The sequence below is a fragment of the Halobacteriovorax sp. RT-2-3 genome, from assembly GCF_047085075.1.
Classification (GTDB): domain Bacteria; phylum Bdellovibrionota; class Bacteriovoracia; order Bacteriovoracales; family Bacteriovoracaceae; genus Halobacteriovorax_A.
In genome coordinates this window covers 1-13034 of sequence record NZ_JBKIYF010000002.1, presented here as the reverse complement: position 1 = coordinate 13034, position 13034 = coordinate 1, and the positions used below count along the sequence as shown (strand labels likewise).

Below are 13034 nucleotides of genomic sequence, written 5' to 3'. Positions count from 1 at the left end.
TTCCCTTATACTAATCAAATGAAAATTGGATTTGATGCAAAGAGAGCATTTCATAACTTCAGAGGTCTAGGGAATTATTCTAGGGACCTCATTGCAAGTTTAAGTCGCTATCACTCACAGAACTCATATTATCTTTTTACACCAGAATTTGATGACCCAAGGGCCATTCACTGGCTAGATCAATATGATAATTTGAATGTAGTTAAACCTTCTGACTTTTGGTCTAAAAAATTTCCAGCAGCATGGCGATCTTTTAAAGTTGCAGATGAAGCAAAGAGGCTAGAGATTGATATTTTTCATGGTTTATCTCATGAACTACCTCACGGTATTGAGAAGACGGGAATCAAGTCAGTTGTAACAATTCACGATCTCTTATTCTTACGTTTTCCTGAAAACTTCAAATGGATCGATCGACAAGTTTATCTTAGAAAAATAAAGTACGCGACAGAAGTTGCAGATGTTATTTTAGCAATATGTGAGCAAACGAAGAGTGATTTAATTCATTATCTTGGCTGTGATCCAAATAAGATCAAGGTTGTATATCAAACTTGTAATCCTCGTTTCTATTCTCCAATTCCTATTGAGAAACAGGTTTCTACAGTTGAACGCTATGGTGTGAACGAGAAGTTTATTCTTTATGTTGGTGCAATTGAGCCTAATAAGAACGTTCTAACTCTTGTTAAGGCCTATGCAGATATTAAGAAGTCGATTAATCATAAGCTTGTTATTATCGGAAATGGTGGAAGTTTCAAGAAAGAGGTTGAAAGTTATATTCACTCTAAAGGACTTGAAGATCGTATCATGATTCTTTCAAATGTGACTAATGATGACCTTCCAGCTTTTTACCAACGAAGTGATTTATTTGTTTTTCCATCATTCTTTGAAGGATTTGGTATTCCAATTATTGAGGCGTTATTTTCGAAGACACCTGTGATTACTTCTAAAGGATCCGTATTTCCTGAAGCGGGTGGCCCTAATACGATTTATATTGATCCAAGTAATAAACACGAAATGAGTGAGCAAATTGTCAACGTACTTACGAATCCTGATCTTGCCTTTGAGATGGTAGAAGCGGGCCGTAACTTCGTTGAAAAATTTCATCGTCGTAAGACGGCCCAGAATTTAATTGATTTGTATTCGAGTATGTAATTACTTTTCAGTGATTAGTGAGAGGTTAGTTAGGCTGTATTTCTTTAACACATCTAAAATACGCACTAGCCTCGAGTACTGAACTTCTTGATCAACTCTTAGATCAATTGGTTTATTCTTATCTTGAATAGATGCTAACTCAGTATCTAATTCATCAATAGTGTATTTCTTACCAGCAATTGCAACTTCTTCTTTTGATAATTCAATTGTTAAAACTTTAGAATCTGCAGAAGCCTTTTCACCAGACTCTGTCTTTGGAAGATTTAAAAGTAGCGCAAGCTCAGACTTCTTAAATACAGTTGAAGTCATGAAGAAGATCAAAAGTAAAAAGACAACATCAATCAATGGAGTGATGTCAGCATTTGCTTCTTGTCTTGTTCTTTTTGTGCGTGAACTCATAGAACTTTTTCCATGATTTCTTTTTCTAGTTTTGTCTCTAGTTTATCAACTGAACCAAGTAGGTAGTTGTGACCAACAAAGTGTGGAATCGCTACGATCATTCCACCAACTGTCGTGATCAGTGCCATTGAAATCCCTTGTGCAAATGAAGCCGGATTTGAAAGACCTGTTTCTGACATTACGTGGAAGGCCGTAAGAACACCAACTACTGTACCAAGAAGACCTAGAAGAGGTGAGATCGTTGCAATAATTTTTACAGTGTTTAGACCCTTTTCAACATTCATGATGTGGCCAGCAAGGTACTGCTTTGCAATTTCAATAGTTGATGAGGTGTCCATGTGCTCACCATTATCTTTTATCCTCTTTTGAATATCGCTTGAAGTTTGAGAAGTCATTTTCATTTCAACTGAAAGAAAATAAGCTTTTGATAACATGATTGCCCATCCTACTACATTGATAAATAGTAGAATATACATAATTAAGCCACCCTGTTGGATGTATTCATATAAGCGCATTGCGTCTCCTTTATTATAAAACATTTTAATTTTATTATAAAAATGGGGCCATGAGAACACTAAAATATTTTGATCAGATATGCTCAAATCAAACAATTTATTACTTTTAGAGAAATTTACAAAAATCTAACATAGCTCAGATAATTAATTGTGCTGGCCTGATATTATATATTCATAGAGGAACACAGGAAAAAATTGGAGGTCCTATGAACTATGAATTAAGCTTTCACAACGTTGATCACTCACCAGCTTTTGAGGATTACGTAGCTAAAAAGTTGAAAGGAATTTCAAACGACTTTAGAAATGTGGGTCATATTCAGTTCGTGGCCGATAAGAAAGGTCCAGAATATGTATTCTCGGCCAATGTGAACGGTCACAAACATCAGTTCCACAAAAAAGCCAAAGGAGATAATGTTTATCAAGCAGCTGCTGGTGTCTTAGTTGCTTTTAAAAGCTGGTATCGCGATCAGAAGATTGCTAGCTAATTAAAATAAGATACCAAAACAGTCGGCTTACGGCTCTCAATTCTAACTAGACAAGTGCCCAAAGTTTTTTACTTACACGTATAAACTTTGGGCATTTTTTTCCGATAAATTTTAAGTAGTAGACCCTTTCATGGTGGAAAGGGCCGAAAATTTAAAGGGTAGTCTTCAGGGATGAGAGTAGGGACTAATGTCACATCACAGCTGGCGCAAAGAATGCTAGGTGAAGTGAACGATCACCAGACGAGTGAGGTTCGCAAACTAGCAGGTGCAAAGCGCATTTATCAGGCCGCAATTGATCCGGCCGGCGCAGCTATATCCCTAAAGATGTCTGCACAGAATCGCTCTAATCTTCAGGCCCAACGAAACTCAAACGATAGTTTTTCAATGCTCGAGGTTGCTGATGCAACAATGGGGAGTATGCAAGATATTGCAATTCGCTTAAAAGAGCTCTCTATCCAAATGGCAACTGATACTTATAACGATAGTGATCGCGCCAATACAAACCGTGAATTCAAGCAGCTTGCACGTGAAATCATACGTATTCAAGAAAATGCTGAATATAATGGCACAAAACTTTTAAATGGTGGCCGTGATCTTGAAATGCAAATTGGTATTCGTAACTCAGAGAAGAATGATCGTATCAAGTACAATATCAGTGATGTAATGACTTCAAATCGTAAGCTTCTTAATCAAAACGTTCTGACAAAAGAAGGGGCGAGGTCTGCAATGGGAGCTGCAGATGCTTTAATTGATAAGATCTCACATTCTAGGGCCAAGGTTGGTTCAACGATGAAAAGAGTAGAAAGTACTAGTGCTAATCTTCAGCATAATTATGAAAACTCTGAAGCGGCGAGATCAAAAATAGAAGATACAGATATTGCAAAAGCGACGGCAGCAAAGGCCCTCGATTCGATTAAAATGGAGTCTGCAACAGCATTCCTAGCGCAAGCTAATACTGCGCCAGGAGCAATTGCAAAGCTTCTTGGTTAGTTTACTCCAAGAGCTTTTTTTACTTTTCCAAGAGTGATTGTTTCACCTAGCTTAATTAACTCACCATTCTCATTGATCACAAAGTAAGCAGGAACACCAACCATTCCCTGAGACTCTAGCCATTTTCCGATGGCCTCATCTTTACGAGTCCAGTCTCCAAGAAGTAGATCGATCTTATTCTCAGCAACCATATCTTTGAATGAGTCAGTATTGATAACAAGCTTTTCATTTACCTTACAAGTGATACACCAGCGAGCAGTGAAATCGATAAATGTAAGCTTCTTCTCATCAATGCGCTTATTCATTTCTTCTTGTGTCCATTTAGTCCAGTTAAGGCCTTCTCTTTTTTTGTCTTCGATAAGAGAGTTTCCGTTACCACCAGTATTAAGTGGAGTTGTTATTGCAGAATAGCCTAAGTAGAAGACAGGAAGAACAATGATTAAGGTTGCTAGAGCTTTCTTTGTCATATTCTTTCTCATATAGAAAAGGAAGAATGTGAAGACAAGGGCCGAATTGATATACATCATCGCAACAGGTGATCCCACCAGTGCTGAGTAGACATCAAGTAACCAGACAACTGTTAGAATTAAAGTTAATCCTAAAAGTTTCTTCACGTGATCCATCCACATACCTGGCTTAGGAAGGAAGCGAATTAGTGCAGGGAAAATTCCTGTTAGAATAAAAGGTGCACTTAAACCAAGTCCAATTGCTAGAAAGATCATGACAATATTTGTACTTGATTCTGAAAATGCAAAAGTAAGAGCTGTTCCAAGAAATGGAGCCGAGCATGGAGTTGAAAGTACTGTCGCTAAAACACCACTAATAAAGTCACCGTAGAAGGTATTTCTAACTTCAACATTTCCAAGTTTTGTTCCACCAGGAGTTTTAAATTCAAAGAGACCAAAGAGGTTTAGCGCCATCGTGAAGATGACAAAGACCATGATCGCTACAAACATTGGTGATTGAAGCTGAAAACCCCAACCAATTTGTTCACCAGATGCTTTAAGGCCAACAATAGTAAAGGCAAGTGCCGCAAATGTAGCAAGGACACCTAGTGAGTAGAACATATTATGTTTTAATACTTTTGAACGACTCTCATTCGAATGCTTAATTAGCCCAAATAGCTTAAGAGAGATAACAGGTAGAACACATGGCATGATATTTAGAATTAATCCACCAATAAAGGCCATAAAAAGAAAGTAAGGTAGGGAAGAAGAGCCTTCCTCATTGCTTACAATATTCTTATCTTGAACAGGCCTATCATTATCAACTTTTGTTAGTCTCGCGTAGAATGTTTTAAATGACTCTTCATTTGTTCCAAATGAATTAATGTCAAAATCAACTCGATATGTTTCACCGATAACTGGGTCATTAAAAACAAACTTAAATGCAAGTGGTTCAACAAAACGCCCATCTGTCGGAAGAGGGTATTCTGGCTCTAAGTATTCTCCATCCCAATCTAACTGGTAGAGTCCGTAGTGATTTCCTTTTGTGTCTTTATAGAGTGCTTCTCTTTTAAAACTGATTGGACTCGTTGTATAAGGTGTCAGGACATTTTGTCCCGCCGTAAGCTTTTGGTTTTCACCAGTAATATTATAGACAAGAGCAAGTCCGCCTTCATACTTTGTTAATTGAAGATTTAGGTATGTTGGAGTTTCTCTAAGAGTAGGAAGGTTATTAAATCTTTTTTCAATTTCAGAATTTGCTACTTGGATTTGATTATCTTTAGATTTGAAAACACCACCATCAAAGTCACCCTTAATTATCTTTTCCTGTGGAATACAAATGTCATGACAAATTAAGTATTTTAAATGAACTTCAAAATTCTTCGCATTATCAAATGAATTTCCTAGGTAGTAGAAATACGAGTAATCATCTTTGTGACCGAATGTCTGAATATCACCCTTCTCAATAAACTTATGTGGTATTGGCCATTCCACTAGATCCAGTACAATTTTATCGCCATCTTGTTTAAACTCAACTTCTGTCGCTAAACCTGAATCCCCTGGGTTTTGCCAGTATGTATGCCAACCATCTTTATTTCTCAAGTTAATGGCCAAGTACTTATTGTTGTTCTTAGCAAACGTTGTTACCTGGGCCTTCACTAGGTCTGAGTAATCTTTTTTATCGGCGTAGGCAAAGAGGGTGATGGCTAGGGCCAGTAGGATTTTGTACATTATTTTTTCCTTAAAATATCTTAATTAATTTCATACCTTAGCGGTATTATACGCTAAAGCATGACGCTAAATCTAGGAATTGACAAAGATTTGACGATAAAAGCTTCTCTCTTAACATTGTGAATGAATATTAACATTCTACCTTGTAACTCCTTAAAAATACGTAGTCGCAAATTTTGCTAAATATTTTAGTCCATTATCCGAAAAGAAGAGCGAAGAGGTACTAATAACGAGGAAAAAAAAGTGAAAACCGTTAATTCTTTATTCTTTGGACTTGCATTGATGTCGCTAACATCGTGTAGCTATGTGGAGCATTTTGAAAAACGCGCCCAGGCCATTAACGAGTTAGAGGACAAGATTCTAGTTTTATCAAAAGAAAATCAAGAGATGAACAATAAGCTTATGCAAGCTAATTACAAAATCAAAACTCTTGAAAGTAAGAATTATTATCTCGAAACACAATTAAAAGATAAAGCTCCAAAAAAGGAGAGTTATACAAAGAGAACAATTGCAAGTGTCGCACGCGTCGATAGTAACGACCTCGTTAAGTACGATGTGTATAAGTGGGATGCAAAAGAGATGGTCTCAATTGCACAAAAAGAATTTGATTCTAAGAATTATGAAAAGAGTGCGCAGTTTTTTAATGCATACACAAAGAACTTTCCAAACTCAAAAGAGCTTGATGCTGACTTCTTATTTCAAGCAGGTGTAGCAAGTTATGAGTCAGGAAAACACTATGATTGGAGTGAGAAATATTTCACTTATCTTACTAAGAAGTATCCAACATCAAAATACTACCTAGGTGCAAAATTATGGCTAGGTATGAGTTATTTAAAACAAAATCGTAAAGACGAATTCTTTGCAGTCGTTGAAGAATTTAGAAAGAAATATAGAAACACTCCTGAATGGAATATCCTAAGTGGGCACTATGAGAAAATCGTACAGAAATATAAAAAGAACTAGTCTGCTAATCTTAGCATTCATCTCGACTTTTTTTACAGTTGCTCTTGGTGCCGAAACGGCAAAATCTCCAAGGGCCGTTGTTGCAAGAGTGCAGGGGAATGTTTTTGTAACTAGTAATCAACAAACAAAGAAGTTAGATGCAGGAAGCTACATCTATGACTTTGACGATATTTTTACTGAAGTAGGCGCTGAACTTGTTTTTAGAGATTACTTTGATCACGAGTATCATGTTTCAGGTTCAAGTTATGTCTCAATGCTTAATAAAATAGTTGAGCTTAAGTCTGGATATATCTGGGTAAAGTCTATTGAAAATACTGATGATAAGTTTCAACTTCAAACTGTTAATGCGACAATTTCGTACGATAGTGGAGAGTATATTGCTTCTTATGATCCAGAAAATGGAAAGACTCAAATTTTAAGTATTACAGGTACTCATACAATTAATAATAATGTTTATGAGTTTATGAAAGAACAGGTTGGCCCTGGCCGCTTTTCTTTTGTGAAAGAAGATTATGAAAATGGTGCTCCAAGAGTTCCGACACCTATTTCTTCTAGCGCTTATGAAGCTGTGACTTCTTTATTTCCTGCAGTTAAACCGATGAATGAACGCACTCTTGTTGCTAGAGCACCAAGGCATAAAGACAATAAGATCTCGCAAGAGCTATATACAAAGACTCCTAAAAGATCGACAGCTTCTGTTACTCTTAGAGAAGATATGAGGGTTTCTAATAAGCCTGGTGAAATTGTTGTCAGACAATCTCAAACAGTTAAGTCTCGTCGAGAGATTGCTTCTGTTGGAGTAGAAGGTGGGGCAAGAGCAACTCGACTTGAGCAATTCTATGAAGAAAAACTTAAGGAAATGGCTAAAGAGTCACCTAAGAAGAAAGCTTTTAAGAAGTTTAAGCCAGACTACACAACTAAATCTGATGTAGAAGTTAATGTATACGGGCCAAATACTAGGGTTCCTGCTTCTGAAGAAAAGGCTCCTACTCAAATGAAAAAAGAGCGTGAGTATGAGAGGGAAGCTCCACAAGAAGGAGTACGTCCAGAGCGTAAGTTTAGGCCAGAGAAGCCTCAGTCTTTAAGAAATCCTGCATCTGTACCTTCACCTGTTGATGAAGAATTTAAAAATGATGTATTTGAGACATCTTTGAGAAAAGAGTATTTAGGTCAACAAAAGCATAGCGATGCTGTAAACAGTCTAATTAATGATCTTGAGAGTTATAGTCAGGATTACAAAGAAGCCTACTAAGAAAAATTTCCGGTATTATAAAAAAATGATCTCAGTTAAAATATAAGCAACTATTTGCTTATATTTTAACTATTTAGATGGGATCAGTCTTATGTCTATTGCACAAATTCCTCAGGCCCTTACTTATGATGATGTCTTAATTAAACCAGGATATTCAGAAGTATTGCCTGGAGATGTTTCTTTAAAAACAAAGTTTTCTCGTAATATTGCTTTAAATATTCCAATCGTTTCGGCGGCCATGGACACTGTAACAGAGTCTAAGACTGCAATTGTTATGGCCCAACAGGGTGGTATTGGTGTTATTCACAAGAATATGTCACCTGAAGATCAAGCGTGGGAAGTTGAGAAGGTAAAGAAGTTCGAGTCAGGTGTTGTTCTAAATCCAATTACAGTTAATCCTGAAATGCATTTAGAAGAAGTCATAAGGCTGACGAGTAAAAATAAGATTACAGGGGTTTTAGTTGTTGATTCTGAAAACTATCTTGTAGGAATTCTTACTAGTCGTGATATTCGTTTCGAACATAATCTGAATCAAAAAGTTAAAGATATCATGACTCCAAAAGATAAGCTTGTTGCAGCTCTGGAGGGGATTGATCTCGATGAGGCCCAGAAAATTCTTCATAAGAATAGAATTGAGAAGCTTCCAATTATTTGTAAGGATGGAAAGCTTAAAGGTCTAATTACAATCAAAGATATTTTAAAGCGTATCAACTTTCCTAACTCGAACAAGGATGCATTAGGACGTCTTAGAGTTGCCGCTGCTATTGGCGTAGGTGATAAAGAGGTTGAGCGTGCAAAGCATCTTATTGCTGCTGGTGTTGATTGTATCATTATTGATACAGCACATGGTCACTCAAAAGGTGTCATCGGTATGGTTAAAACAGTAAGAGGGCTTATTTCTAAAGATCAAAGTGTTGATATTATCGCAGGAAATATTGCAACACCTGAAGCATGTCTCGCTCTAATCGATGCTGGTGTTGATGGTGTAAAAGTAGGAATTGGTCCAGGATCAATTTGTACAACTCGTGTTGTTGCAGGAATTGGAGTTCCTCAACTTTCTGCAGTTATGGATTGTGCTGATGTTTGTTTTAAGGCAGGGATCCCATTTATTGCAGACGGTGGAATTAAATACTCTGGTGATATTGTTAAAGCACTTGCTGCAGGGGCCAGTTGTGTCATGCTTGGTTCAATGTTTGCAGGGTGTGATGAAACACCTGGAGAGATGGTTTTATATCAAGGTCGTACTTATAAAGTTTACCGTGGTATGGGCTCACTTGGAGCAATGAAGCTTGGTTCAAAAGATCGCTACGGACAAGGTGATGTAGATGATCAAAAATTAGTTCCAGAAGGTATTGAAGGGCAAGTTCCATATAGAGGAAGCCTTGCTTCAAATATCTACCAATTAAATGGTGGTATTAGAAGTGGTATGGGCTATATCGGTGCTTCAACAATTGTCGAAATGCAAGAGAAGGCCCAATTCGTAAAGATTACGGCAGCTTCACTTAAAGAGAGTCATCCACATGACATCATGATTACGAAAGAAGCGCCAAACTATCAAATTGAAAAATAAAAAATAGGAATAATAAAATATGAGTGCAAGACAAATATGGATCGTGGACTTTGGTTCACAGTACACACAATTAATTACAAGAAAGTCGCGTGAGCTCGGTTACTCTAGTGAGATCATCACTGTAAAAAAAGCGCGTGAATTATTTAGCGAAGGAAAGAAGCCTAACGCTCTTGTTCTTTCTGGTGGCCCACAATCAGTTTTTGAAGATGAAACAAATTATGATTTTGTTTTTGAAAATGAGAAACTTCCTATCCTAGGTGTGTGCTACGGAATGCAGCTAATGGGGAAGTACTTTGGTGGTGTTGTTGAGAAGGGAACAATCGGTGAATACGGTCATGCTAAGATTCATTTAATAAATGGATTCAAAATGGATGGAGTTCCTGAAGAAGTAAATGTTTGGATGTCTCACTCTGATCATATCTCAAAACTTCCTGAAAATTTTAATCTTGTCATGGAATCAGGAAACGGTCTTGTTTCTGCAATTGAGCATACAACACGTCCAATGATGGGATTACAATTTCACCCTGAAGTTGAACATAGTGAACATGGAAAGGATATTTTAAATCATTTCTTTAAAGATATCGCAAAACTTGAAAAAGATTGGGATGCGACTGAAATGCTTGAAGAGGCAAAAGAGCTTGTGCGTGGAATTGAAAAATCAAAAGTTCTATGTGCTTTCTCTGGTGGTGTAGACTCACTTGTTGCAGCTCAACTTTCACACGAAGTAATTGGAGATAATCTGTACTGCTTCTTTGTTGACCACGGACTTCTTCGTCCACAAGATTACCAGCATATTGAAACATTAAAAGAGAAAACTCAGCTAAATATTGAAGTGATCGACGTTAAGGCCGAGTTTATGGCAAACTTAGAAGGTAAGTCTGATCCGGAAGATAAGCGTAAGGCCATTGGAAAAACTTTCATTGATATCTTTGAAATGAAAGTAAAAGAATACCAAGAAAATCACGGCATTAATTTTGAATACCTTCTACAAGGTACTTTATATCCAGATGTCATTGAATCAATCTCTCCCCATGAAGAAGATGGAAAGTCAGTAACGATTAAGTCTCACCACAATGTTGGAGGACTTCCTGAGAGAATGAATTTAAAACTTCTTGAGCCTCTTCGTTACCTATTTAAAGACGAAGTGAGAAAGATGGGAGAAGAGCTTGGTCTTGAACATAGTTGGGTTCACCGTCATCCATTCCCTGGGCCAGGAATCGGAATTCGCGTTCTTGGTGAATTAACTGAAACTCGTATTGCCCAGGTACAACAAAGTGATCAAATTCTTTTTGAAGAATTACATAAGCACAATCTCTATGAATCAACTTGGCAGGCACTGACTGTTTTACTTCCTGTAAAAACAGTTGGAGTAAAAGGTGATGGCCGTGCCTACGAAGAAGTTATTTGTCTTCGCATGGTTAACTCAAGTGATGGGATGACTGCGACGTGGACAGATATGCCACACGCTTTCTTATCTCGTGTTTCAAATCGCATCACTAATGAGGTTAAGGGTATCACTCGTGTGGTTTATGACATCACGTCTAAACCTCCTGGCACTATTGAATGGGAATAGCCGCGGTCATCTTGGCAAAGCCAAGATTTGACGCGGCTATAGCGCCCCACCATTTGGAATGAATCAATACTTCAACAGGCCGACGTTTATGTCGGCCTTGTTGCCTCAGGCGCAATGGGAAAGCCTTTGCAATAAAGCCCCCTCAACCTGCGATAATGTTAAAATACTAGATCCTTGAAAATCTTTATAGAAACTATCATATGAATCACTTTGTAATTTAAATATCTTATTCACCGTTTATTCATTTATTATGAATATACTGATATCTTTCAATAGACGGTCACTGATTCCGATAAGCTGTTCATGTTTAAGACGAAATACACTCCTAAATATACTTATCTATATGTAACACTAATTGTCTTACATATTTTATTATTTGATCAATTTACAAAGTTTATCGTAGCTAAAGATGCATCTTCTTTTAGAACAGTCATTAATTATAATTTTTTTGGAGGCCTAGACTTTTCAATTCCTCAGCCATTTAGAGTCACTATATTTTCCTGTCTAGTAGTTATCTTGTTTTTAGTATGCTCTTTTGTAACTAATAGAATAGAGAGACATAAAGTTACTTTTCTATTCTATATCTGGGGTCTCTTTGGTTCAATCTTAAGTAACGTGTTTGATTTAGTTATCTTTGGATATGTCAGAGACTTTATTAATCTAGTTGGAGATTTCTATTTTAATGTTGCAGATATCTATATAACTATTTGCACGATCGGTTTACTATTCTACATTAACATATATAAGGATGAAATTTGGTATGTTTTAAATAAACGAAAGAATCACTTATTGAAGTTTAAAGAAACAAGAAAAATTTTATTTAAAATGTTAGTTATCAATGTCTCTATTTCTTTATTGTTTATCATTTATGCGATTTCATTTTTTAATTATTTCAATCTTAATGACTTCATCACTACATTTGTTTTAGGAATAGTAATCGTTTTATTAATTTTTAATATTGTAACAACTTATATTTGTCTACTGACTATAAATACCTTTGTCGGACCAGTTTATAGTATCAATAGGCTTTTGAAAAAATATGAAGACTTTAATGAAAAAGAGTTCAAATTGAGGGATAATGATGAATTTAAAGAGATTGAAAATTATGCAAGAAGGATTGAATCTTTATTGTCAAAAGCTAAAAAGAGATAGAAAGCCCTTACTAATTTCTCTTACTATTATTGGTTTGTTCTTGAGCTATAACAATTGTACCGGGAGCAATAGCACTAATGCGACAGATCCTGGAACTGAGACTGGTAAGACATTTCAAAGTATTGAGAACAAATGTCGCTTTATTGATGGAAATTTTCGACTTTTTTGTAACTTAATGAAAGGCATTGTTAACAGAGGTGACCAAGTCTCTATTTCTGGATATGAGTGTTCAAATTTTTTACCAGAAGGAGATGATCGATTTTATTGTGACTTTCCCGAAGAATCTTTATTAATGAACAAGCTTCATGAAGTTGTTGTGACTAAAAATAATGGCATAAAAATTATTGCCGATAGTATGTTCTCCGCTAGTGTTCCATGCCCAAATGAATATCTTAAGTATCAAGTAACTAATAGTAATTTTGAAGTGAACTTTTCTAGTTTAGAGAGTTTTCATCTTCCTTATGCATGCGGTAATCTTCCTGTTAATTATAGTATTATTAGTGGTGAAGGTAGAATTGAGATGATTAATAATCAACTTTTTTATAAACCTTCAGATCTTGATATGGGTCGTGAGGTTGTAATTCATTATGTTGATTTTGAAAATAATGAAAAAGAGATTCTAGTTACTTATTCTGGTTCAAGTCACGGCTGGGAGAACAACGGTAACACAGGAACAGGCGATGGTGGCTGGGACTGGGGCAGCGGCGGCAATGATGATGATGATGACAACGACAATAATGAGCAAACCGATAGTGGTGATGGTTATGGAGACGGTAACGAAGAAGGAACAGCTGATGGCGATGGCCAGA

Annotated in this window: 11 protein-coding genes and 1 pseudogene; 9 read left to right on the top strand and 3 right to left on the bottom strand. The window is 36.5% G+C overall.

What is annotated here, in order from left to right; all coding sequences use genetic code 11:
* The first annotated feature begins 18 nt into the window (after window positions 1-18).
* Window positions 19-1149 (top strand): glycosyltransferase family 4 protein, encoded by a 1131-nt coding sequence (locus tag ACMAYX_RS05810; RefSeq protein ID WP_103219157.1) that lies wholly within the window; start codon window positions 19-21, stop codon window positions 1147-1149.
* Here the strand turns inward: ACMAYX_RS05810 and ACMAYX_RS05805 are convergent, their stop codons facing one another.
* Together ACMAYX_RS05805 and ACMAYX_RS05800 are read right to left on the bottom strand one after the other, a co-directional pair.
* On the bottom strand, window positions 1150-1548 hold the full coding sequence (locus ACMAYX_RS05805; RefSeq protein WP_103219158.1) for an ExbD/TolR family protein: 399 nt from the start codon (window positions 1546-1548) through the stop codon (window positions 1150-1152).
* Window positions 1545-2063: a MotA/TolQ/ExbB proton channel family protein gene (locus ACMAYX_RS05800; protein ID WP_103219159.1), complete on the bottom strand. Its 519-nt coding sequence runs from the start codon at window positions 2061-2063 to the stop codon at window positions 1545-1547. Before ACMAYX_RS05800 ends, ACMAYX_RS05805 begins: the two co-directional genes overlap by 4 nt.
* A gap of 206 nt (window positions 2064-2269) precedes the next feature.
* On the opposite strand from ACMAYX_RS05800, the gene ACMAYX_RS05795 reads away from it, so the two are divergent.
* Together ACMAYX_RS05795 and ACMAYX_RS05790 are read left to right on the top strand one after the other, a co-directional pair.
* Window positions 2270-2548, top strand: coding sequence for an HPF/RaiA family ribosome-associated protein (locus ACMAYX_RS05795; RefSeq protein ID WP_103219160.1), 279 nt, complete (start codon window positions 2270-2272; stop codon window positions 2546-2548).
* A 171-nt stretch (window positions 2549-2719) separates the two neighbouring features.
* Window positions 2720-3538 carry a flagellin gene (locus ACMAYX_RS05790; RefSeq protein ID WP_392992378.1) on the top strand — a complete coding sequence of 273 codons (819 nt, stop codon included), beginning with the start codon at window positions 2720-2722 and terminating at the stop codon, window positions 3536-3538.
* Here ACMAYX_RS05790 and ACMAYX_RS05785 read toward each other — a convergent pair.
* Complete coding sequence (locus ACMAYX_RS05785) at window positions 3535-5715, bottom strand: cytochrome c biogenesis protein CcdA (RefSeq protein WP_103219162.1); 2181 nt, start codon at window positions 5713-5715, stop codon at window positions 3535-3537. The two genes, ACMAYX_RS05790 and ACMAYX_RS05785, sit on opposite strands and share 4 nt — an antisense overlap.
* A gap of 243 nt (window positions 5716-5958) precedes the next feature.
* On the opposite strand from ACMAYX_RS05785, the gene ACMAYX_RS05780 reads away from it, so the two are divergent.
* From ACMAYX_RS05780 to ACMAYX_RS05755, 6 genes and pseudogenes are all read left to right on the top strand, one after another.
* Window positions 5959-6678 carry a tetratricopeptide repeat protein gene (locus tag ACMAYX_RS05780; protein WP_103219163.1) on the top strand — a complete coding sequence of 240 codons (720 nt, stop codon included), beginning with the start codon at window positions 5959-5961 and terminating at the stop codon, window positions 6676-6678.
* Window positions 6644-7930, top strand: a complete 1287-nt coding sequence (locus ACMAYX_RS05775) for a hypothetical protein (RefSeq protein ID WP_103219164.1) — start codon at window positions 6644-6646, stop codon at window positions 7928-7930. The genes ACMAYX_RS05780 and ACMAYX_RS05775 overlap by 35 nt, the downstream gene beginning before the upstream one ends.
* Window positions 7931-8021: 91 nt before the next feature.
* Window positions 8022-9500 carry an IMP dehydrogenase gene (guaB, locus tag ACMAYX_RS05770; protein ID WP_103219165.1) on the top strand — a complete coding sequence of 493 codons (1479 nt, stop codon included), beginning with the start codon at window positions 8022-8024 and terminating at the stop codon, window positions 9498-9500.
* A 19-nt stretch (window positions 9501-9519) separates the two neighbouring features.
* Window positions 9520-11073, top strand: coding sequence for a glutamine-hydrolyzing GMP synthase (guaA, locus tag ACMAYX_RS05765; protein WP_103219166.1), 1554 nt, complete (start codon window positions 9520-9522; stop codon window positions 11071-11073).
* Between the two features lie 303 nt (window positions 11074-11376).
* Window positions 11377-12225, top strand: coding sequence for a signal peptidase II (locus tag ACMAYX_RS05760; protein WP_412471930.1), 849 nt, complete (start codon window positions 11377-11379; stop codon window positions 12223-12225).
* Between the two features lie 40 nt (window positions 12226-12265).
* Window positions 12266-13034, top strand: a pseudogene (locus ACMAYX_RS05755) (hypothetical protein); the annotation flags it as partial.